Genomic DNA, 23,665 nt, shown 5'->3' with positions numbered 1-23,665 from the left:
AGGATGAACAGACACGATGAAGATAGCAGTATTAGCGGTTCAGGGCGCATTTATCGAACACGAGAAAATGTTAGAGAGCCTTGGAGCAGAAACAATAGAACTCAGACAGAAAAGTGATCTGGAACAGGATTTTGCCGGTATCGTTTTGCCGGGTGGCGAAAGCACTGTTCAGGGTAAGCTGTTAAAAGAGCTTGATATGTATGATGCATTAAAAGAAAAGATCGAACAGGGCATGCCGGTTCTTGCAACCTGTGCGGGACTGATCCTTCTTGCAGAAGAACTGTCCAATGATGATAAACGTCATTTTGCGACCCTTCCGGTCTGCGTAAAGAGAAATGCATATGGCAGACAGCTTGGAAGCTTTCATTATGATGGCGAGATCAAAGGTCTTGGAGTATATCCGATGGAATTTATCCGTGCACCATATATCGAGAGTGTAAAGCCGGGTGTTGAGGTATTAGCCGAGGTAGATGGTCACATTGTAGCGGTAAAATATCAGAACCAGATCGCACTGGCATTCCATCCGGAGCTTTCCGATGATACCCGTATCCATCAGATGTTCTTAGACATGATCAAATAAAGACTGTAAAAGCAAACAATAAGATAACGGTATTTATTATTGAGCAGGTTGACTGTACGATAATAAATACCGTTTTTTATTGTTCATATATAAGAACTATGTGATATCCCGCCCTGCGCCTGTCCTTATAGAAATGCCATTGCGAGGATTTCGTTATGAACTGCACATTGTTAGTAAATACGGGTGCTTGTTTGAGCCGAAGGCGAGTTAGCACAGGAGTATTTACGAATTTAACATGTGCAGTGAGTAGAAAACGCAGCACGGCATTTCTATAAGGACAGGCACAGGGCGGGATGCCATAGAGTTTTTGTTTATCTATAGAGTGTAAAAAACTTGCATAATGCTTTCTTCCCACATATAATATTTTATAACTATGGTATCGCAAGGTGGGTTGGGATGCCGGCAGGAATAATGTGAAGGGCGGCTTACTATGCTGACATATGCACTGGAAAATCGAGGAACAGATACGTTATATGAATATCTGTACAAGCAGATCAAAACAGATATTTTGTCTAAGAAGCTTGTAGCAGGGGAACGTTTGCCATCGAAGCGTCTGCTTGCAAAAAATCTGAATGTCAGCACGATCACCGTGGAAAATGCATACAGTCAGTTGGTTGCCGAAGGATATATATATTCGATTCCGAAAAGCGGTTATTATGTTACGGACATTTCGGCAGATCTGATGAAGCCGTTGCCGGAGCGACCGGCGAAGCAATTTGAAAAGCCGAAAGAAAAGAAAACATATTTTGCGGATTTTGCCAGTAACTCAACGGTAGAGGATGCGTTTCCATTTAGCATCTGGTCAAAGCTTTTAAAAGAAGTGATGGCGGAAAACAGCAAAGAGCTGATGTCCCGATCACCGTCCAAGGGTGTCTATGAGCTGCGAAGCGCGGTAGCAGGCTATCTGTATCAGTTCCGTGGTATGGATGTGAAGCCGGAGCAGGTCATCATAGGAGCCGGAACAGAATATCTCTATGGTCTTATCATTCAGCTGCTTGGCTATGACAAATGTTATGCGGTCGAAGATCCGGGGTATCAGAAGATATCGAGGATCTATCAGGCGCAGAATGTATGCTGCAAATTTGTGGCAATGGATGAAAATGGGATCAATATGGAGGCTCTGGAAGAATCTGGCGCAGATGTACTTCATATTTCGCCGGCGCATCATTTTCCGACCGGACTGGTAACACCTGTCAGCAGGAGATATGAATTGTTATCTTGGGCATCCAGAAAGGACAACCGCTATATCATCGAAGATGAATATGACAGTGAATTTCGACTGGTTGGCAAGCCGGTACCTACACTTGAAAGTATCGATGTGGGCGAAAAGGTCATCTATATCAACACATTTTCCAAGAGCCTTTCCTCTACGATCCGTATCAGTTATATGGTTCTCCCGGAGAGTTTGATGCGGCGATATGATGAGATGCTCAGCTTTTATGCATGTACGGTGTCAAATATCGAGCAATATACACTTGCAAGATTTATCACCGATGGTTGTCTGGAAAAACACATCAACCGCATGCGTAATTATTACAGAGAACAGCGGGATCTGGTGCTTGCCTGCATTAAAAAATATATGAATCCGGACAAGATTCGTATTCGCGAAGAGAATTCAGGGCTGCATTTCCTGTTGGAGATTGATACGAATTACAGTGATGAGCGGTTGCGGAATAATGCCGAAGCAAGAGATATTCACATTTCATTTCTCAGCCAGTATTATAGAAATACCGAAAATGCCAGATATCATACACTGGTTATTAATTATTCCGGTATCATGCCGGAGCATATAGAAGAAGCAGTCAGAAGATTGATTGAAAGTATCGAATAAAGAGTGTGCGGATGTTAATATAAGGAACCATATAAGGAGGAATCATATGAAGATATCGTTTGATACAATCGCAGAATCAGCGATCGAGAATTTTAAAGGGGGAGAAGGAACATTCCATGTGCATATGTTTCAGGATATGAATAACAAGATCATGAAGGGCAGACTTGTGCCTGGTTCATCGATCGGAACACATACACATGAGGGAAACAGTGAAATTATTTATGTACTTTCCGGTGTCGGAACGATGGAGTATGAGGACACCAAAGAGAAGCTGTATCCGGGCGACTGCCATTATTGTCCGCAGGGAGCAACCCACAGCCTGTCAAATGAAGGCACCGAAGACCTTATATTCTTCGCCGTTGTACCTGAACACGAGCACTGAGCGTCAAACATACTCCTAAGGTTTATATGATTGCTAATGTTAGTATATAAACAGATAAGAGACAGGGGCAGAGGATATATATTTTATGAAGCAGACCTGTTCGAACGTCGGTCCTTGGTGAACTGCATAAGCAGTGAGCCTAGTACCGCTACGTGAGAATAGAACGAAAGTGTTCTGCGGAATAAAGATATATATCCTCTGCCCCTGTCTCTTATCGTTCGGTTATCATACAGCCACCACCTCACACACTGTGAGGACGTTGCCGTTGATGTGGAAGCGCACGTCGAAGCCTGCGAAGGCGACGCCATATCTGCGGTCGGGATCGTGCTGGTAGCCGGGACGCGGATCTTCTGCAAGAATGCCAATCAGGGCAGGACGCTTGGCTTCCGGAATCATTGCAAGAAGCTCCGGCGGAAAGATGACATCCAGCTTTTCCGTATGAATGTGTTCGGTAAAACCACTGGTGGCATCCGGGTGGCAGTCTGTATATGGAATATAAGGTTTGATATCATATACAGGAGTACCGTTTAACAGATCGACACCGGAGATATGCAGGATCGGACCATAGTCATCGGTATATTCAATTCCTGTCAATTTTACAGAAGACAGACCTATATTATTTGGGCGGAACGGCGATCTGGTCGCGAATACGCCCATTCTTTTATTGCCGCCAAGTTTTGGCGGCTTTACTGTTGCACTCCAGTTCTCCCGTTTGGCTTTATGGAATTCCCACAGGATCCAGATGTGGGAGAAATCCTCCAGCCCCCGGAAGGCTTCCGGCTGCCTGTATTCCGGCAGAAAAACGACCGTTCCGGTCAGTTCATCCACCAGACCGCTCTGTCTGGGAATTCCAAATTTTTCCTGAAAATCTGTATATACATGTCCGATGATATTCATATCGTTCTTTTCTTTATCCTTTCGTAAAACGAAATTGTATCTGCTGTTCATAGTAACATGAATATTTTTTATTTTCCATAGAAACTCATAAAGTGCGTTTCTTCATAATTTTACATTTCTCCCGTTTACACAAAGTTTTTACTTTCACTTTACTTTGAGATGGTGATGTATTTTACATAGATGCCGTATGATAATTCTGCGATCCGGAAAAGGGCGCGCGATCCGGTTTCGCAATTTACATAATTTTGAATGGATCAGAAAGATGAACGATTCTGAGTCCAAAGAGTCAATTGGAGGAAAATTAAAATGAAAAAAGGAAATAAGATTTTAGCGTTAACATTAAGTGCAGCACTTGCGGCAGGATGCCTTGCAGGATGTGGAAGTAAAGGTGGTTCAGATTCCAAGAGCGGAAGTTTTGATACATCACAGGAGATCTCAGTTGTATCCAGAGAGGAAGGCTCAGGTACAAGAGGAGCATTTGTGGAACTGACCGGTGTAGAAGAAAAGGACGCAGATGGAAATAAAGTTGATAAGACAACTACGAGCGCGATTACAGCAAACAGTACAGAAGTAGTTCTCACAACAGTTGCAGGAGACGATTATTCGATTGGTTATATCTCACTTGGAGCATTAAATGATACCGTAAAGGCAGTTAAGATCGGCGGCGTTGAAGCAACAGCAGATAATATCAACAACGGTACATACACATTATCAAGACCATTCAACATTGTAACAAAGGGTCAGGTAAGTGATGTAGCACAGGATTTTATCAACTATATTATGAGTGAAGATGGACAGAAGATCGTATCAAGCAATGGTTACATCGAGATTGCAAATTCAGGAGCATTTAAGTCTTCAGGAGCAACCGGTAAAATCGTAATTGCCGGATCATCATCTGTAACTCCTGTTATGGAGAAATTAACAGAGGCATATAAGGCAGTGAACAGTGGTGCGGATATCGAGCTTCAGGAATCTGATTCAACAACAGGTATTACAGCAGCGGCAGATGGTACATGTGATATCGGTATGGCATCCAGAGAACTGAAGGATAGCGAGACAGGTGAAGGACTTACAGCTACTGTAATCGCAATGGATGGTATCGCAGTTATTGTAAATAAGAATAACCCTGCAACTGATTTAACTACCGATCAGGTAAAATCAATCTTTACAGGAGAAGCAGCAACCTGGGCAGATGTCAAATAGTAAGGAGTGTCCTCTATGCAAAAGTTTAAAGAAATATTCATGCATATCGTATTCCTGTTAGCGGCATTTGTATCGATAGCAGCGGTTTTATTGATCTGTGTGTTCTTATTTGCAAGTGGTATTCCTGCCATGAAGGAAATCGGTCTGACAGATTTCCTCTTTGGCAAAGTCTGGAGACCGACCAATGATTATTTTGGAATCCTTCCGTTTATTCTTGGTAGTATCTACGTTACGGCCGGGGCAATCGTGATCGGCGTTCCGATCGGACTTCTGACAGCGATATTTTTATCAAAGTTCTGCCCACCAAAAGCATATAAGGTCATTAAACCATTTATCAATCTGATGGCAGGAATCCCATCGGTTGTATACGGATTTTTTGGAATGTGTGTACTTGTTCCGGCAGTCAGACAGATTTTCGGAGTGAACGGAAATACAATGCTTACCGCATCTGTACTGCTTGGCATCATGATACTTCCGACGATCATCAGTGTATCTGAAACTTCGATCAGTGCAGTCCCGGATAAATATTATCAGGGTGCATTAGCACTTGGAGCGACACATGAAAGAAGTGTATTTCTTACCGTAGTACCGGCTGCAAGATCCGGTATCATGGCAGCGATCATCTTGGGCGTTGGTCGTGCGATCGGTGAGACAATGGCTGTTATCATGGTGGCGGGAAATCAGGTCCATATGCCGAAAGGATTGATGAAGGGTGTTAGAACCATGACTGCAAATATCGTAATGGAAATGGGTTATGCCCAGGATCTTCACAGAGAGGCTCTGATCGCAACAGGTGTTGTATTGTTTGTATTCATTCTGATCATTAACCTGCTGTTTTCAATTTTAAAAAGAAAGACGGTGAACTAAATGGGAAAAAGAAATTTACTTGCGGAATATAAAAGACGTCCCGGCTCACTGATCCTTCGGATACTTGTTTATCTGGCAGCAGCTTTGACGTTGGTTTGTATTGCTTTTATTTTGATCTATATTCTTGCAAAAGGAATTCCGAATCTGACACCGGATCTGTTCAAGCTGGAATATACATCGGATAATTGCTCGATGCTTCCGGCATTGGTTAATACGTTGTTTATGACATTACTGTCACTGCTGATTGCGGGACCGATCGGTATCTTCGCAGCTATTTATCTGGTGGAGTATGCAAAATCAGGAAATAAGCTGGTTGGAATTGTACGTATCACTGCAGAGACACTGACAGGTATTCCATCTATTGTATATGGTTTGTTCGGAATGATCTTATTTATGACAAAGCTTGGATGGGGATTGTCCCTGCTGTCCGGTGCGTTTACACTGGCGATCATGGTGCTTCCGGTTATCATGAGAACAACAGAAGAAGCCTTGCTGGCTGTTCCAAAGTCATACAGAGAAGGAAGCTTTGGACTTGGTGCAGGAAAACTTCGTACAGTATTTAAGGTTGTTTTACCGAGTGCTGTTCCGGGTATTTTATCCGGTGTTATCCTTGCAACCGGGCGAATTGTCGGGGAGACAGCAGCGTTGATCTATACGGCAGGCAGTGTGCCGAGAATAGCGAAGAATTTATTTTCTTCCACACGAACCTTGTCCGTACATATGTATCTTCTTTCCAAAGAGGGACTTCATACGGATCAGGCATATGCAACAGCCGTTGTTCTTCTTGTATTCGTAGTATTGATTAATTTCGCATCCGATGCAATTGCAAAGAAAATGTCGGCGAAAACAGAAAAAGACAGATAACAGATAGATATAAACGGAGATAAATCGATGAGCAATATAAAATTTGATGTAAAAAATCTGAATCTTCACTATGGTAAATTTCATGCGTTGAAAGATGTAAATATGGAAATACCGGAAAAACAGATTACAGCATTTATCGGACCTTCCGGATGCGGTAAATCAACATTTTTAAAATGTTTAAACCGTATGAATGATCTGGTGGAAGGTTGTAACATCACGGGTGATGTGAAGTTAGATGGTGAAGATATATTTGACGGAATGGATGTAAATCTGTTAAGAAAACGGGTTGGAATGGTGTTTCAGAATCCGAATCCTTTCCCAATGAGTGTATATGACAATATAGCATATGGTCCAAGGACACATGGTATTCATAGTAAAGAAAAACTGGATGAGATCGTAGAACGATCTCTCAAACAGGCGGCAATATGGGATGAATTAAAAGACAGACTGAAGAAATCGGCACTGGGTCTTTCCGGCGGACAGCAGCAGAGACTTTGTATCGCCAGAGCACTTGCGGTTGAACCGGAGGTCTTACTGATGGATGAACCGACATCAGCGCTTGATCCGATTTCTACGTCAAAGATCGAAGATCTTGCTATGGAGCTGAAACATGATTATACGATTATCATGGTTACACATAATATGCAGCAGGCAACCCGTATTGCAGACAAGACAGCATTCTTCTTACTGGGTCAGGTGATCGAATTTGATGATACCGAGAAGATGTTCTCGAAACCACAGGATAAGAGAACTGAGGATTATATCACAGGAAGATTTGGTTAAAAGGAGTAAAGATAATGAGGACAAATTATGACAGACAGTTGAAAAAACTCAATGATGAAATGGTTGAGATGGGATCCATGATCGAGGGTGTGATCGAAAAGGCGATCAAAGCACTTGTAAATCAGGATGTTGATCTGGCACAGGAGGTTATCCACAGGGATGATCAGATCGATCAGCAGGAAAAGGATATTGAGAGTCTGTGTTTTAAACTTCTTTTAATGGAGCAGCCGGTTGCAACAGATCTTCGTCAGGTTTCATCTGCGCTCAAAATGGTAACGGATATGGAACGTATCGGTGATCATGCAGCAGATATTTCTGAACTGACGATCCAGATGGCAGGCAAACCTTATGTAAAAGAATTGGAACATATTAAGGCAATGGCAAAAGAAAGCATGGTCATGTTGGTTGACAGTATAGAAGCATATGTGAATCTTGATCTTACAAAAGCAAGAAAAGTTATTGCCCAGGATGATGTGGTAGATGATCTGTTTATAAAAGTGAAGAGTGAATTGATCAATCTGATCCACAGGAATGCAGATGCAGGGGAACAGGAAACCGATCTTTTGATGGTTGCAAAATATCTGGAGCGGATTGGCGATCATGCAACGAATATTTCAGAATGGGTCATATATTATATAACAGGAGAACATATTTCCGGAAATTAAGAGTCTTATAGGATACAGGATCAGGAGGTGATTGTCATGAGACGTATATGGAATATGACAGCAGATGCCGGTAAAGGAAAAAGTAAACAGCACCTGATAAAAATGTTTTTGTTATTGAACAGTATCGTCTGGGGCGTGATCGCTGTGGTTGTAGCTGTCACGTTGAAAGAAATCGGGCTTATGTCATCATGGAGTATGGCAGAGAGCATTTTGGTATCGGCAGGATATGGTATTTGTCTGGTAGGACTGATTGGCGGTACCGTATGTATTTTACAAAACGATGGTCCTGACAGAACGTATCTTGAACAGAGCCAGGAAGAATATTAAACGCATTCAGCGTAAAATGTAAAATAAATTTTAAAATTTTACACAGACTTTACGTAGGAATCCTTTCCTTTTTACATACCTGTTATACGATGATGTGCGAAGGTACAAATGTCTAATTTATGTAAAAAGGAAGGAATTTTTTTATGAGTATTTTTGATGTACTTGCACTGTTTGGCGGACTTGCATTGTTTTTATTTGGTATGAACGTAATGGGAGACGGCCTGACCCGTGCGGCGGGCGGTAAGATGGAACGTATCCTTGAAAAGCTGACTTCAACGCCGATCAAAGGGGTGCTGCTTGGAGCGGCTGTAACAGCGGTTATTCAGTCATCATCGGCTACAACCGTTATGGTTGTTGGCTTTGTAAATTCCGGGATTATGAAACTGCGTCAGGCGGTCGGCATTATCATGGGTGCCAATATCGGTACGACAGTTACTTCCTGGATCTTAAGTTTGTCAGGAATTCAGGGAGACAGTATCTGGATCCAGATGTTAAAGCCATCCTCATTTTCTCCGATCCTAGCGGTTATCGGTATTGCATTTCTGATGTTTTCCAAGAATGAGAAAAAACATGATATTGGCATGATCTTTTTGGGATTTACGATCCTTATGTACGGAATGGATGCAATGAGCGGTGCGGTTGCTCCTCTTGCAGATGTTCCTGAATTTGCAAATGTGCTTTTAATGTTCTCAAATCCTGTACTCGGAATGATCGTAGGAACATTATTTACAGCAATCATCCAGAGCTCATCGGCATCGGTTGGTATCTTACAGGCACTTTGCATGACAGGAGCAGTTACATATGGAACGGCACTTCCTATTATAATGGGACAGAATATCGGTACTTGTGTAACGGCATTATTATCCAGTATCGGAGCAAAGAAAAATGCGAAACGTGCAGCTTTTGTACATCTTTACTTTAATCTGATCGGAACCATTCTCTTTATGATCGTATTCTATTCAATCAATGCATTTGTAAATTTCGGTGTATTACAGGATATGGCAACTCCGGCTGGCATTGCAGTGATCCACAGTATATTTAATATTCTGACAACAATTGTATTACTTCCGTTTGGAAAGGGTCTTGAGAAGCTGGCAACTCTTACGATCCGTGAGAAAGAAGAACCTGTTGAGGAGATTGCGGAGCTTGTACCGTTAAAGCATCTGGATGCCAGATTCCTGGAGCAACCGGCGTTTGCCGTTACACAGAGCATGGATGTTATGAATCAGATGGCAGGGTATTCAGCTGAAGCGTTATACGATTCATTAGAGTTGATGAAGGATTATTCGGATGAGAAGTGGCAACGTGTTGAGGCTTTGGAAGATATCGTAGACAAATACGAAGATGAACTCGGAACGTATCTGGCGAAGGTCAGCGGAAAAGAACTGGCAGAGGAAGACAGCAAACGTGTATCCAATGGGCTTCATTGTATCGGAGATCTGGAGCGTATCTCCGACCATGCATTAGCGATCGCAGAAATTTATGCTAAGATGCACAAGGAAGAAATGGTATTCTCAGATAAAGCAATGGCAGAATTAAATCTGTATTCAAATGCAGTTTATGAGATTATGAGCATGACCTGTAAAGCACTGAATGAAGATGATATGAAAATAGCAAAGAGGATTGAACCATTGGAGGAAGTAATTAATGGGCTGAATGCTACGATCAAAAAGCAGCATATCAAACGTCTGCAGAAGGGAAAATGTACGATCGAGCTTGGTATCGCTCTTGAAAATCTTCTGAATAATTATGAACGTGTGGCAGATCACTGTTCAAATGTGGCAGCATCACTGCTTCAGGTTAAGACAGACAGCTTTGATACGCATGAGTATCTGAACCGGGTCAAACAGGAATCAAATGTAGAGTTTCAGGCAATGTACAGCATGTATAAGGAAAAGTACAGTTTATAGTAAAGTATACGATATCATAAAGCGTAAATTACTTTGACCATATATTAGAAATATATTATTATAGATAAGAAAGAACAGAGACAGGAGGAACGGCAGATGCAGGCATTGATTTATATTGTAGAAGATGATATGAACATTCAGGAAATAGAAATGTTTGCCTTAAAGAACACGGGATATGTAACAGAAGGATTTGCAAATGCAAAGAGCTTCTTTTCCAGAATGACAGAGAAGATTCCGGATCTGATCCTACTGGATATCATGTTACCGGATCAGGATGGACTGGAGATTGTCAGAAAATTAAGAGAACGTCCGGAGACTGTGCGTGTGCCGATCATTCTTGTGACGGCAAAGACAACAGAACTTGATAAGGTAAAGGGGTTGGATATCGGAGCAGATGATTATCTGACAAAGCCATTCGGCGTAATGGAGCTTATATCCAGAGTTAAAGCATTGCTTCGCAGAAGCAAGAGTATTCAGGAGGATCAGATTCTTCGACTGAAGAACGTAACCCTTGATTCCGAGAAGCGTATCGTGCATGTGAATGATATTCCGTGTGAGTTGACCTTTAAGGAATTTGAATTGTTAAAGTTGTTAATGATCAACGCCGGAATTGTACTTCGGAGAGAAGTGATCATGATGGATGTGTGGGGAACGGATTACGAAGGTGAATCCAGGACTCTTGATATGCACATCAAGACTCTGCGCCAGAAACTGGGAGATGCAGGGAATATGATCAAGACAGTTCGTAATGTCGGATATAAGATGGAATAAGAAGAAGCAGGAAAATTTTATAACAGAAGAATCTTATAACAGAAAGAACAGGTTTTTATGGAAGAACAGAAAGATAAAAAGGATAAGAAGGTCAGAAAAGACAAACGATTATCCAGCAAGATCAACAGTCGCTTTATAGCATTGACGCTGATTGCGATATTGTGTACGATGATACTTTCGACAACGGTTTATTATGATCTGTTTAAAAAGGAGATCATGCGCGATCTGGAAAATTACACACAGACCTTGAAGAGTGCAGGATTATTTGATGATATCAGTGAGCTCCGCAATGTAAGGATTAAGAATACAGAATTGCGTATTACATTAGTTGCACCGGATGGAACGGTTAAGTATGATAATATGGCAGATCCGGAGACCATGGGAAAACACAACGACAGACCGGAGATTGAGGAGGCATTTGAGAAAGGAGAAGGCGAGGATACCCGTCTTTCCCAGACGCTCAATATGAGTACTTTCTACTATGCGATCCGGCTTTCAAATGGTTGTGTACTTCGTGTATCAAAGGAGACAAGCAGCATTGTCAGTGTTTTTTTGAAGGGACTTCCAAGTATGACGGTTATTATGCTGGTGCTTGTAATTATCGTGGTTCTGATATCCCGATATCTGACAAAGAGTATCGTCTGTCCGATCGGACAGATGGCAAAGGATCTGGATCATGTTGACGATATTAACGCCTATAAGGAGATTCGTCCATTGATTGATACAATCAGGGAACAGCATAATGATATTATGGAGAATGCACAGATGCGACAGGAATTTACGGCAAATGTATCTCATGAGTTAAAGACACCTCTGACAGCAATCTCCGGTTATTCTGAGCTGATTGAAAACGGAATGGCGGCAGATGGTGATGTCAGACGATTTGCTACAGAGATCCATCGTAATTCAAATCGGTTGCTTACCCTCATCAATGACATTATTCGTCTGTCAGAGCTTGATGTAACAGAGAATGCACCATCTATGGAACGAATCGACCTGTGTGCGGTTGCAAGATCGAATGTGGATATGCTGATGCTATCGGCAGAAAAACATAATGTTACATTGAAGTTCTCCGGTCAGCCAAGCTATATTATGGGTAATAAGATGATGATGGAAGAACTGGTATATAATCTGACCGATAATGCGATCCGATATAATAAACCGGATGGAACTGTAGAAGTAACTGTGTATTCTTATGAGAAAGATCATTCAGTTGTCATGAAGGTGAAGGATACCGGTATCGGAATACCTGAGGAGCATCTGGGACTGGTGTTCCAGAGATTCTATCGGGTCGATAAGAGTCGGTCGAAGTCAACCGGAGGAACCGGTCTTGGACTTGCGATCGTAAAACACATCGTAGCGCAGCATGATGCGAAGCTTGATATAACAAGTGAACCGAATGTGGGAACAGAGATAACGATTACCTTTCAGAGCAGATAAAAAGATAAGGAAAAGGAGCCTGTAAGAAGTTAGGAAACAGGCTCCTTTGATTTATAAGTATTCACACACACCGATTTAAAATTCAAGATTGTATGTTATTTACTATTCTGATATTATATTAACACACGCTATTTTAAATTTCAAGGTAAAAATGTAAGAAATGCACAATTAATTTTATTAAAAATATACAAAACTTTACCGGAATAAGAAATTTTAAGGCGTGAAAAAGATGAAAATACGATTTGCCACTGGTAATTTTCGGTTTTTGTTGTATATATATAGTGAACGGAAAAAATGATGGAACAATGAGTTAAACAGGTTGATTTAGACACAGATAGGAGGTTTTTAACATGTCATTAAATGATTATGTAAAAGCGCAGAAGCTTGGTGAAAAGAGATATCAGGCTGCACTTTCTAAAAATGAATATCCATATCTGCCGGTACTGGATGAACTGATCACGAATTCCGATATTGCAGGCGAAGTAAATCTTGGTTTACAGCATATTTCTCTCGATCGGGTTGTAGGTACAGCGACAAAAGGCCGTACTACAGCATTTGCAAGTAACTTCATGCCTATATTAGATGCGAATTCTGAATTCGGAAATAAATGGTCATCTCTCTGTGACTCTCATATAGAAGAAGGAATCCATGACCCGATCAAAGTATATGAATATATGAATAAATTCTATGTCATAGAGGGAAATAAGCGTGTCAGCGTACTGAAATATTTCGGTGCGGATTCTGTCCCTGCGATGGTAATCAGAAAGCTGCCGAAGCGGACAGATGAGCTGGAAAACAAGATTTATTATGAATTTGTAGATTTCCATAAGCAGACAGGAATCAACTATATATGGTTCACACAGCTTGGCGGATATGACAAATTAAGAGAATATATAGGATTGACACCGGATGGTGGATTTACGGATGATGATCGTATGAACCTGAATTCGGCACATCTGGCATTTGATACAGCATACAGGCAGAAAAACGGCAGTGACAGTCTTCCGATCACGGTAGATGATGCTATGCTTGTATTTTTAAATGTATATGGATACAAGGCATTACAGGATATGTCTTATGATGAGGTAAAGGAAAATCTGGAAAAGGTCTGGGACGAGATCGTATTAAGTGCACAGAAGAAGAACATGACGATCGTTCCGAAGCTGGAACCGGTAGAGTCAAAGAAGAAGCTGTTCAGTATCACGCCGGTACCGAAGAAGCTTAAGATTGCATTTGTTTATGATAAAGAGCCTGAGAATTCTGTATGGATTTACAGCCATGATCTTGGAAGAATGGGCGTAGAAGGTAAATTCAAGGATCGGGTTGAGACACATACTTTTTCGAATATGGATGATAATACGAAGCTTGCAGAATGCCTGGAGCAGATCGCACAGGACAAATTCGATGTTGTATTTACAACCGGCCCGGAGATGCTTCCGGAGTCATTAAAGGCTGCGATTAAATATCCGGAATTGAAGATATTAAACTGCTCGTTAAATGTATCGACCAGCCATGTCAGAACGTATTATGCGAGAATGTATGAGGCGAAGTTTATAACCGGTATTATCGCAGGTTCACTCTGTGAGGATGGCAGGATCGGCTATGTAGCTGATTATCCGATCTATGGAACGACGGCGAACATCAACGCATTTGCGATGGGAGCAAAGTTTGTGAATCCAAGAGCGAAAATCTATCTGGAGTGGTCAAAGGTCAAAGGCTCCGATCCGAAGAAACGGTTTAAGGAACTGGGCATCTCCTATGTATCCGATAAGGATATGATCACACCGCTTACGGCCTCCCGTGAATTCGGTCTGTATTCCTGCGATGGGAACGAGATATCGAATCTTGCGATGCCATTTTACAACTGGCGTGTATTCTATGAGAAGATCGTTCAGTTGATTCTGGATGGTAACTGGAAGCTGGAAGAAAAGAACGAGAAAGTAAAGGTTCTGAATTACTGGTGGGGCATGTCTGCCGGAGTGATCGATGTGATCTGTTCGAACCATCTTCCGGTTGGAACGGCGAGACTGGTAAATCTGATGAAGCGATTGATCAAGGATGGTACGGTAAGTCCATTCTACGGCAAGCTCTATTCACAGAATGGAGTGGTTCGTGATGATGAAGATGGTGAAATGAGCCCTGAGGAGATCATGAAGATGGATTGGTTGGCAGATATTGTTGTTGGTTCGATCCCGACTCTGGATGAGCTGGTAGAAGATGCCAGAGATGTTGTTGCTTTCCAGGGAGTTAATACGCCGGAAAATCTGGAATTGAAAAAAACTACAGACATAGTATAATAAGGCTATGCGGGTCTTGTGATCCAGAGTACGAATGTAGATGAGCGGGTTTTCTTTATGGAAACAGGCGGGGTACAGTTTCGTAGAAAAGAAAAGAAAACACGGAGATACGGATATGAAGATTCTTGTTCTGGCGGATGCAGAATCAAAATACCTATGGGATTATTTTGATAAGAAAAAATTAGAAGGAATTGACTTGATCATTTCCTGCGGCGACCTGGCACCGCAGTATCTGTCGTTCCTTGCGACATTTACACATGCCCCGGTTCTGTATGTATATGGAAACCACGATACCTGTTATGCAGACACACCACCGGATGGCTGTATCTGCATTGACGATCGAATCTATGTATATAAAGGAATACGGATCCTGGGTCTTGGAGGCTGTATGGAGTATCAGTACAATGGTGCACCGCATCAGTATACCGAGAAAGCAATGGAGAAGCGCATTCGTAAGCTGGGTCGGCAGATAAGAAAACATCGTGGATTTGATATTATGATCACGCATGCCCCTGCGTACCGGATCAATGATTCCGAGGATCTTTGTCATACCGGTTTCAAGTGCTTCCGGACAATGATCGAAGACTATCATCCGCAGTATCTGGTACATGGTCATGTGCATAGTAATTATGGCAGGGATTTTGTACGGGAATCCAGATACCTGGATACCACGATCATAAATGCATTTGAAAAATATATTATAGAAATAGATGAGACTGCCTTACAGGCAGCGAAATAGTCTTGCAAGCCAGGCGAAAGTTTGATAAACTTAAGCTTGGCTTAAATACTATATTCGAAAGGAGATAGAGGTTTGGAAAAGGGAAGTGCAGAGTACGAGAAAATTTTAGATGAACTGGTTGGTTATTGCAATGATTCAGGTACGATCGATCAGAACCTCTATGTTACATATGATGTTAAGAGAGGCCTTCGTGATTCAAATGGAAAAGGTGTCTTAACAGGTCTGACAGAGATTTCAGATGTATCCGGTTTTGCGGTTCAGGATGGTGAACTGGTTCCTTCAGACGGAAGACTCTATATTCAGGGATATAATATCGAAGATCTGGAACGTGGATTCCACGGAAGCAAGTTCGGCTTTGAGGAGACAATCTACCTGCTTTTATTCGGTGAACTGCCGACCAGAACTCAGTTTAATAAATTTAAGGAATTGATGGAGACGTTCCGGGAGCTCCCAAGAAAGTTTGCTCGTGATGTGATCTTAAAAGCACCAAGTAAGAATATGATGAATGTCTTACAGCGATGTGTGCTTACTTTATATTCATATGATGACTGCCCGGATGACATCAGCATTCGAAATGTCCTTCGTCAAAGTATGGAACTGATTGCACAGTTTCCGCTGATCGCTGCATATGGCTATCAGGGCTATAAGCATTATTATCAGGATAAGAGTCTTATCATTCACAATCCGAAGCCGGGCCTTTCGACAGCAGAGAATTTCCTCCGCCTGATCCGTGCGGATAAGAAGTATACTGAGCTTGAAGCGCAGGTACTGGATATCTGTCTGGTGCTTCATTCAGAGCATGGTGGTGGTAACAACTCCACATTTACAACACATGTTATATCATCAACCGGAACTGATACCTATTCAACCGTTGCCGGTTCTCTCGGTTCTTTAAAAGGACCGAAGCATGGTGGTGCGAACCTGAAGGTTCAGCAGATGATGGATGACTTGAAGGCTCATGTAAAAGACTGGAGCGATGAAGCGGCGATCCGTGAATATCTTCAGGGACTGCTTGATAAGAAGGGCTTTGATCATAGCGGTCTGATCTATGGTATGGGACATGCTGTTTATACGGTGTCCGATCCAAGAGCCAAGATCCTGAAGCGTTATGCCGGAAGACTTGCAGAAGAAAAGGGTATGCAGGAGGAGTTCAAGCTGTACACGGATATTGAACGGATCTCTATGGAGCTTCTTGCAAAGAAGCGAAACTCCGTTATCTCTGCAAATGTCGATTTCTACAGTGGATTTGTATATCGTATGCTTGATATACCGATCGAACTGTTTACTCCGATCTTCGCGATCGCAAGAATCGCAGGCTGGAGCGCACATAGAATAGAAGAGCTGGTAAATGCCGGTAAGATCATCCGTCCGGCTTACAAATATGTCGGAACGCATAAGACATATCTGGATATGGACGAGAGAAACTGGTAGGACTATATAAAATAAATACGGGACAATTATTAGGTTTGCTTCACAAAGATAATAATTGTCCCGTATTTGTTTATTTACTCCATCTTCCGGCAGCACCGCATGGCAGTACCAGACCGGAGCCTGTAACCGGAAGTCCTACTTCGTCGGAGATAACATGACCGCCGAATTTAGACTGTACCTCGGTTGCTATCATATAGGTAAGAACGGCTGGTGCAAGTCCGGTCGTATAGGAATTGACCAGGAAGAAAAGCGGATCATCGCAGAGCAGCTCGCTGCACAGCTTGATAAACGGATGTATCTTTTCTTCGATCTTCCAGATCTCGCCCTTTGGCCCTCTGCCGTAGGATGGTGGGTCCATAATGATCGCATCATAGTGATTGCCGCGGCGGATCTCACGTTCTACGAATTTTACACAGTCATCAACGATCCAGCGGATCGGAGCATCTCCGAGTCCGGATGAGACTGCATTTTCCTTTGCCCATGTAACCATGCCCTTAGAAGCATCAACATGAGTAACTGCCGCACCTGCTTTTGCTGCCGCACAGGTTGCACCGCCGGTGTAAGCGAAAAGGTTTAATACCTTGATCTCTTTCTTTTTCGATGAGCGGATCAGGTCAGAGAACCAGTCCCAGTTGGCTGCCTGTTCCGGAAACAGACCGGTGTGTTTGAAGCTGAATGGTTTTAGGTTAAAGGTCAGATCTTTATAATGAATCGACCATTGCTGCGGAAGGTTAAAGAACTCCCATTCACCGCCGCCCTTATTGCTGCGGTGGTAGTGACCATTTAGCTGCTTCCAGCGTTTATCTGTTTTTGGAGTTGACCACAGAACCTGTGGATCAGGACGAAGGAGAATGTATTTGCCCCATCGTTCCAGTTTTTCTCCATCTGAACAATCTATTACTTCATAATCCTGCCAGTGATCGGCTGTCCACATAATCGATATCCTCGTTTCGTTTGAAATATTTATATAAAACTACTATATTATAAGGTGCAGTCATTTTCAAGTCAACGATGAAATCTGCATAGAAAGAAAATGAAATCGGCATATAAGGAAAACAAATTGACCGATATCTGCCGGGGTGATAAAATCACAGCAGTAGAGCAAAACGAAAATATATAATTACAATAGATAATTTGGGATGTAATGAATGCCAAATTATTTGCTCGTGAGAATGTTAATTATGTGAAGAACATTTCATGAGCTGTGTTTCACAAAATGATAAGCAGATACAAGACAGAAAACATGGAGAAATATATGGATATTATAAAAGAGATCGTGGAGACACATCCACATAAGGTCGTACTGAGCAATGGAAAGGGAGAATACAAGAAGATCATATTTGCCCGGAAGGTATTAAAGGGCAGAAATGCATACCAGCTTGAGAAATATACACAGACGCAGGTCTTTCATGAGAATATCGAAGAAGGAAGGCTGGCAGAGCATATTGCGATGCATTTTCCGGCAGAGTTTAAGCAGATGAATGCATTTTCTCTGACGACAGATTATGATGTAAAAGCAGGCAAAAAAGGAAATCTGGCAGTCAGCCGCAGACAGGCGGAGAATAAGACGATATTGGTCGGCGGTAATAATCGCAAGAAGAAATATATTCTGGATGAGGGAATGGATATTCCTGCATTCCGGGAGCTTGGAATATTTACCAAAGAGGGAAAAGTAGTTTCCTCCATGTATGATAAGTTCCGTCAGATCAACCGCTTTATCGAGATGGTCGATGATGTGTTAAAGACTTATAAAGGCGATGAGATCAACATTATTGATTTTGGATGCGGCAAATCCTATCTGACTTTCTTCTTATATTATTATATAGTAGAGATCCGTCATATGACGGCACATATCACAGGGCTTGATCTGAAAGAACAGGTAATAAAGAACTGTAATAAGCTGGCAGAAAAATGCGGATATACAGATCTGAAGTTTAAAATCGGTGATATTAATGGATACCGGACAGACCGTAAGGTGGATATGGTAGTGACCTTGCATGCCTGTGATACGGCAACTGACTATGCGCTCTATAATGCGATCTGCTGGAACACGACATACATCTTATCTGTTCCGTGCTGCCAGCATGAGTTAAATAAACAGATCCGGTCGGAGGAGTTGTCGGCACTGACCAAGTACGGAATCATCAAGGAACGGACAGCGGCATTGATGACTGATGCGATCCGTGGATGTATGCTGGAATATTGTGGATATAAGACAGATCTGTTGGAATTTATTGATATTGAACATTCACCTAAAAATATTCTGATCCGGGCAGTGAAGAAACCGGTATCAGAGGAGAAACGGGAGCGGGCAAAAGCAGAAGCGGAACGGTTGTGCCGGATCTTTGGCATTCACCAGACCCTGATGCAGCTTGTGCTGACGGAAGAAAGGAGCCATTCATGAAGCGGATTTTAATATATGATTGTAATACAGTGGATACCGTTTATGCACCGCTTGTATGCAGAGAGATCATGATTCAGGATGATCTGATCGACCGTCTGGCATGCGGCTATGTTTCAAAAGCTTCGAAAGAAGAACTGCAGAAGCAGGGATTTCGCGTGATGGGAGCAGAAGAAAGGGGAAATCATGCCGGCTGCACTTTTATAACAGAATTGGTTGCCCATGCATTTGACCGGCAGGTCGGAGGAATCGATATTGTGACCGATGATGATACGATCCTGGCGGCAGTTGTAAAGGCACAGGAGCAGGGCAAGAATATTCGGGTATTTGGCAGTAACGCACACAGCGAATCGTTTATCCGCAGATGTAATCGCTTCTGTTATATAGATATTTTGCAGGGCTATGAACCGGAACAGTGTCTGACACCATTATCAGAGATTGTATCTGATGTCTACCGCATTATAATAGAAGAAAGAGCTTCGGGTATCTGTACAGAACTGGCAGGATTGATATATAAGCTCACAAAGCTGCACACAGAATTCGATACTAGAAACTATGGATATACCAGCATGGAAGAACTAATCCTGAAAAATGGAAAAGATATTCAATTCTATAAAGCTGGAGAGCAGTATTATCTCGAGATGATCGATGACCGGGAAAACGTAGAACACTTTATCACATCGTATCTGTCAGAACGGAATAACAAGATAGATGATATGCAGGAGCTGTTTGATGCATTATCAGAAGAATTCGAACGATTTGATACCAGAAATTATGGTTACGCATCGGATATCGCTTTTCTTTTAAGTTTCCCGAAACTGGAAATATATAATAACAGGGGCGTGAAGCTGAAGCAGAGCTTTAAGCTGAAATAAGCGATAACGTTTCTATTGTGCATTATATATAGAAGAAACAGATAAAATATAACAGTATGACGGATGAAAAAATGCAGGGAAATATAATAAAAAATTTCTTAAAAAATATAGAAAAAATGCTTGCATTCCGCAAAAACGTGTTATATAATCAAACGTGCTGTGACATGATAGCGTTGAAACGGAGGTTGCTGTATCGTATAGATACAGGTTTTTCGTGGAGCGAATGTCAATAAAGAATTACTGACGACAAGTCACTGTACCAATAACTGTCTATCAAAAGGATAGAAACGACGTGTTGATTCTGATTTAATTCAGGATACACACGGGAGAGTGTACAGTCACCACTTGTTGTACTATTAAAAAGTGCGAAAAGGAGGCGGCTTTTTTTATGGCAAAACAGATTATGAGAATCACATTGAAGGCGTACGACCACAAACTTATCGATCAGGCTGCTGGACAGATCATCGATACTGTTAAAAAGACAGGAGCTAAAGTCAGCGGACCGGTTCCAATGCCTACAAAGGTTGAGAAGATTACAATCCTCAGAGCTGTTCATAAGTACAAAGATTCAAGAGAACAGTTCGAGCAGAGAACTCATAAGAGATTAATCGACGTGATTGCACCAACACAGAAGACAATTGATGCATTACAGAAGATCGATTTATCAGCTGGCGTATACATCGACGTAAAGATGAAATAATCAGCCACAAAAATTAGAAGTGAACTAATCAAATCACAAAAAAACAAACATAGCACGAAACAGTGCACAAGCAGTAACCTAATGCATCCGAAGGATGTAATTTAGTATGATTGTCAAGACAATCCGCTGTGAATTAAATTAGGAGGAAAACTTAAAATGAAGAAAGCTATTTTAGCAACAAAAGTCGGAATGACTCAGATCTTCGACGAAAACGGCGTTTTAGTGCCGGTAACAGTTTTACAGGCTGGTCCATGTGTTGTAACCCAGGTAAAAACAGTTGAGAATGACGGTTATGATGCAATTCAGGTAGGATTCGGCGAAAAGAAAGAAAGAATCACAACAAAAGATGTATCAGGAAAGAAAGTAATCAGAAACCCACATGGTGCTGGTAAGGCAGAAGTTGGACATGCAAAGAAAGCAAACACAACACCTAAGACTTTCTACAGAGAGTTCAGACTTGATGACTGTGCTCAGTACGAACTTGGTGCAGAGATCAAAGCCGATGTATTTGCTGAAGGAGACAAGATTGACGTCACAGCAAAGACAAAAGGTAAGGGATATGCAGGCGGTCTTAAGAGACACGGCTTAAAGTCAGGTCCTTCAGGACATGGTTCCAAGTATCACAGACATGCAGGTTCAAACGGTTCAGCTACTACACCAGGTAGAGTATTCAAAGGTAAGAAGATGCCTGGACATATGGGTAGCGTAAGAGTTACAATCCAGAACCTTGAGGTAGTTAAGATAGATGTAGAAAATGATGTTATTTTGGTAAAGGGCGCAGTTCCGGGACCAAAGAAATCATTAGTAATGATTAAGGATACAGTAAAGACTGGCAAGTAGTCTTTAGGAAGGAGGAACGAAAATGGCATCAGTTAAGGTTTATGACATCGAAGGAAAAGAAGTTGAGACATTAGAACTCAATGATTCTATATTCGGTGTAGAGATAAATGAACATTTAATGCATCTGGCTGTAGTTGGCCAGCTGGCAAATAGCCGTCAGGGTACACAGAGCGCAAAGACTCGTTCTGAAGTATCAGGTGGTGGAAGAAAGCCATGGAGACAGAAAGGAACAGGTCATGCAAGACAGGGTTCAACAAGATCTCCACAGTGGACAGGTGGCGGAGTTGTATTTGCACCAAAGCCAAGAGATTATTCAGTTAAGATGAATAAGAAAGAAAAGCAGCTTGCTATGAAGTCAGCACTTTCAGCAAAGCTTGCAGAAGATAAACTTGTTGTAGTTGACAAGATTGAATTAGAAGAGGTTAAGACAAGTGTATTCGCAAAGATCCTTGCAAATCTTAAAGCTCCTAAGTCATTAGTAGTAACAAAGGACAAGAACGACAAGGTTGTTCTTTCAGCAAACAACATTCCAACAGTTAAGACAACAGCTACAAACTCACTGAGTGTATATGACATTCTTAAGTATGATAAGCTTGTTCTTACAAAGGATGCTGTAGCAGCAATTGAGGAGGTGTACGCATAATGGCAGACATCAAATATTATGACGTTATACTTAAGCCTGTAATCACAGAGAAAAGTATGAATGCAATGGCAGAGAAGAAGTACACATTTCTTGTACACCCGGAAGCAACAAAGTCTCAGATCAAAGAAGCTGTAGAGAAGATGTTCGAAGGAACAGAAGTTGCTAAGGTTAACACCATGAACAATGACGGTAAGGTTAAGAGACGTGGCGTAACACTTGGAAGAACAGACAAGTACAAGAAAGCAATCGTTAAACTTACAGAAGCAAGCAAAGAGATCGAAATTTTCGAAGGACTGTAAAATAACGAAACAGATTTATACGCAAAAAAGCGTGACAATAAATTGAACCGAAAGGAGAACAAAAATGGGAATTAAGACATATAACCCATATACACCTTCCAGAAGAAATATGACTGGCCTTGATTTTTCAGAGATCACAAAATCAACACCTGAGAAATCACTCGTTGTATCAATGAGCAAGACAGCTGGTCGTAATAATCAGGGAAAGATCACAGTTAGACATCACGGTGGTGGTGAGAAACGTAAATACAGAATTATAGATTTCAAGAGAAACGATAAGGATGGAATTCCAGCAACAGTTAATGCAATCGAATATGATCCAAACAGATCAGCAAACATTGCACTTCTGTTCTACGCTGATGGCGAGAAGAGATACATCCTTGCTCCTTATAAGTTAGCAGTAGGAGATGTTCTTATGAGTGGTGCTGAAGCAGAGATCAAAGTTGGTAACTGCCTCCCACTTCAGAATATTCCAGTTGGTACATTAGTACACAACATCGAGTTATACCCAGGTAAGGGCGGACAGCTTGTTCGTTCAGCAGGTAACTCAGCACAGCTTATGGCTAAGGAAGGAAAGTATGCAACATTAAGACTTCCTTCAGGCGAAATGAGAATGGTTCCAATCATCTGCCGTGCAACAATCGGTCAGGTAGGAAACATTGAGCATGGCCTTGTTAACATTGGTAAAGCCGGACGTAAACGTCACATGGGTATTAGACCAACAGTTCGTGGTTCTGTTATGAACCCTAATGACCATCCACATGGTGGTGGTGAAGGTAGAGCACCAATCGGTCGTTCAGGCCCTTCAACTCCATGGGGTAAGCCAGCAATGGGATTAAAGACAAGAAAGAAGAACAAGCAGTCTAATAAGATGATCGTAAGAAGAAGAGACGGCAAGAGCATTAAATAGTTAATAAGGA

The 23,665-nt window shown here is 41.9% G+C and carries 24 protein-coding genes; 22 read left to right on the top strand and 2 right to left on the bottom strand.

What is annotated here, in order from left to right; all coding sequences use genetic code 11:
- Positions 1–16: 16 nt before the first annotated feature.
- From pdxT to OCV60_RS09180, 3 genes are all read left to right on the top strand, one after another.
- The gene (gene pdxT, locus OCV60_RS09190; RefSeq protein WP_117785645.1) at positions 17–580 is read left to right on the top strand and encodes a pyridoxal 5'-phosphate synthase glutaminase subunit PdxT; all 564 of its coding nucleotides are present in this window, start codon (positions 17–19) and stop codon (positions 578–580) included.
- Positions 581–1,010: 430 nt separating this feature from the next.
- Complete coding sequence (pdxR, locus tag OCV60_RS09185) at positions 1,011–2,411, top strand: MocR-like pyridoxine biosynthesis transcription factor PdxR (RefSeq protein ID WP_008402771.1); 1,401 nt, start codon at positions 1,011–1,013, stop codon at positions 2,409–2,411.
- A 46-nt stretch (positions 2,412–2,457) separates the two neighbouring features.
- A complete protein-coding gene (locus OCV60_RS09180) occupies positions 2,458–2,793 on the top strand; it encodes a cupin domain-containing protein (protein ID WP_021944996.1) in 336 nt (111 codons plus the stop codon).
- A 225-nt stretch (positions 2,794–3,018) separates the two neighbouring features.
- Here the strand turns inward: OCV60_RS09180 and tsaA are convergent, their stop codons facing one another.
- On the bottom strand, positions 3,019–3,690 hold the full coding sequence (gene tsaA, locus OCV60_RS09175; protein WP_243863339.1) for a tRNA (N6-threonylcarbamoyladenosine(37)-N6)-methyltransferase TrmO: 672 nt from the start codon (positions 3,688–3,690) through the stop codon (positions 3,019–3,021).
- Between the two features lie 306 nt (positions 3,691–3,996).
- On the opposite strand from tsaA, the gene OCV60_RS09170 reads away from it, so the two are divergent.
- The 12 genes from OCV60_RS09170 (at position 3,997) to OCV60_RS09115 (ending at position 16,987) form a co-directional block, all read left to right on the top strand.
- Positions 3,997–4,893, top strand: a complete 897-nt coding sequence (locus OCV60_RS09170; protein WP_021944994.1) for a substrate-binding domain-containing protein — start codon at positions 3,997–3,999, stop codon at positions 4,891–4,893.
- 15 nt (positions 4,894–4,908) lie between these two features.
- Positions 4,909–5,760 carry a phosphate ABC transporter permease subunit PstC gene (gene pstC / locus OCV60_RS09165; protein ID WP_021944993.1) on the top strand — a complete coding sequence of 284 codons (852 nt, stop codon included), beginning with the start codon at positions 4,909–4,911 and terminating at the stop codon, positions 5,758–5,760.
- Complete coding sequence (pstA, locus tag OCV60_RS09160; protein WP_008402765.1) at positions 5,761–6,624, top strand: phosphate ABC transporter permease PstA; 864 nt, start codon at positions 5,761–5,763, stop codon at positions 6,622–6,624.
- A gap of 27 nt (positions 6,625–6,651) precedes the next feature.
- Positions 6,652–7,407, top strand: a complete 756-nt coding sequence (gene pstB, locus OCV60_RS09155) for a phosphate ABC transporter ATP-binding protein PstB (protein WP_117785649.1) — start codon at positions 6,652–6,654, stop codon at positions 7,405–7,407.
- Between the two features lie 14 nt (positions 7,408–7,421).
- Positions 7,422–8,072: a phosphate signaling complex protein PhoU gene (gene phoU / locus OCV60_RS09150; protein ID WP_021944992.1), complete on the top strand. Its 651-nt coding sequence runs from the start codon at positions 7,422–7,424 to the stop codon at positions 8,070–8,072.
- A 36-nt stretch (positions 8,073–8,108) separates the two neighbouring features.
- Positions 8,109–8,399: a hypothetical protein gene (locus tag OCV60_RS09145; RefSeq protein WP_021944991.1), complete on the top strand. Its 291-nt coding sequence runs from the start codon at positions 8,109–8,111 to the stop codon at positions 8,397–8,399.
- 143 nt (positions 8,400–8,542) lie between these two features.
- Entirely contained in the window at positions 8,543–10,309 is a 1,767-nt protein-coding gene (locus tag OCV60_RS09140; RefSeq protein ID WP_262530058.1) for a Na/Pi cotransporter family protein, read from the top strand.
- Between the two features lie 96 nt (positions 10,310–10,405).
- The gene (locus OCV60_RS09135; RefSeq protein ID WP_021944989.1) at positions 10,406–11,080 is read left to right on the top strand and encodes a response regulator transcription factor; all 675 of its coding nucleotides are present in this window, start codon (positions 10,406–10,408) and stop codon (positions 11,078–11,080) included.
- 57 nt (positions 11,081–11,137) lie between these two features.
- A complete protein-coding gene (locus tag OCV60_RS09130; RefSeq protein WP_118484433.1) occupies positions 11,138–12,520 on the top strand; it encodes a sensor histidine kinase in 1,383 nt (460 codons plus the stop codon).
- A 350-nt stretch (positions 12,521–12,870) separates the two neighbouring features.
- Positions 12,871–14,817, top strand: coding sequence for a BMP family ABC transporter substrate-binding protein (locus OCV60_RS09125; RefSeq protein WP_117785653.1), 1,947 nt, complete (start codon positions 12,871–12,873; stop codon positions 14,815–14,817).
- A 115-nt stretch (positions 14,818–14,932) separates the two neighbouring features.
- Complete coding sequence (locus OCV60_RS09120) at positions 14,933–15,556, top strand: metallophosphoesterase family protein (protein WP_044946130.1); 624 nt, start codon at positions 14,933–14,935, stop codon at positions 15,554–15,556.
- Positions 15,557–15,628: 72 nt separating this feature from the next.
- On the top strand, positions 15,629–16,987 hold the full coding sequence (locus tag OCV60_RS09115; RefSeq protein ID WP_117785654.1) for a citrate/2-methylcitrate synthase: 1,359 nt from the start codon (positions 15,629–15,631) through the stop codon (positions 16,985–16,987).
- Between the two features lie 70 nt (positions 16,988–17,057).
- Here the strand turns inward: OCV60_RS09115 and OCV60_RS09110 are convergent, their stop codons facing one another.
- The gene (locus OCV60_RS09110; RefSeq protein ID WP_118484434.1) at positions 17,058–17,921 is read right to left on the bottom strand and encodes a class I SAM-dependent methyltransferase; all 864 of its coding nucleotides are present in this window, start codon (positions 17,919–17,921) and stop codon (positions 17,058–17,060) included.
- Between the two features lie 321 nt (positions 17,922–18,242).
- Here OCV60_RS09110 and OCV60_RS09105 point away from each other — a divergent pair, with 321 nt between their 5' ends.
- From OCV60_RS09105 to rplB, 7 genes are all read left to right on the top strand, one after another.
- Positions 18,243–19,391 (top strand): class I SAM-dependent methyltransferase, encoded by a 1,149-nt coding sequence (locus tag OCV60_RS09105; RefSeq protein ID WP_262530057.1) that lies wholly within the window; start codon positions 18,243–18,245, stop codon positions 19,389–19,391.
- Complete coding sequence (locus OCV60_RS09100) at positions 19,388–20,263, top strand: OST-HTH/LOTUS domain-containing protein (protein WP_117785657.1); 876 nt, start codon at positions 19,388–19,390, stop codon at positions 20,261–20,263. Before OCV60_RS09105 ends, OCV60_RS09100 begins: the two co-directional genes overlap by 4 nt.
- Positions 20,264–20,651: 388 nt before the next feature.
- On the top strand, positions 20,652–20,963 hold the full coding sequence (gene rpsJ / locus OCV60_RS09095) for a 30S ribosomal protein S10 (RefSeq protein ID WP_021944981.1): 312 nt from the start codon (positions 20,652–20,654) through the stop codon (positions 20,961–20,963).
- Positions 20,964–21,119: 156 nt separating this feature from the next.
- Entirely contained in the window at positions 21,120–21,803 is a 684-nt protein-coding gene (gene rplC / locus OCV60_RS09090) for a 50S ribosomal protein L3 (protein WP_008402751.1), read from the top strand.
- Positions 21,804–21,825: 22 nt separating this feature from the next.
- Entirely contained in the window at positions 21,826–22,446 is a 621-nt protein-coding gene (gene rplD, locus OCV60_RS09085) for a 50S ribosomal protein L4 (protein ID WP_021944980.1), read from the top strand.
- Positions 22,446–22,745: a 50S ribosomal protein L23 gene (gene rplW / locus OCV60_RS09080; protein WP_021944979.1), complete on the top strand. Its 300-nt coding sequence runs from the start codon at positions 22,446–22,448 to the stop codon at positions 22,743–22,745. Before rplD ends, rplW begins: the two co-directional genes overlap by 1 nt.
- 64 nt (positions 22,746–22,809) lie before the next feature.
- Positions 22,810–23,655, top strand: coding sequence for a 50S ribosomal protein L2 (gene rplB, locus OCV60_RS09075; RefSeq protein ID WP_021944978.1), 846 nt, complete (start codon positions 22,810–22,812; stop codon positions 23,653–23,655).
- The last annotated feature ends 10 nt before the right edge of the window (positions 23,656–23,665 follow it).

The sequence above is a fragment of the Coprococcus ammoniilyticus genome, assembly GCF_025567345.1.
GTDB classification, from domain to species: Bacteria; Bacillota; Clostridia; order Lachnospirales; family Lachnospiraceae; genus Coprococcus; species Coprococcus ammoniilyticus.
This window is presented reverse-complemented; position numbering and strand designations above follow the sequence as displayed.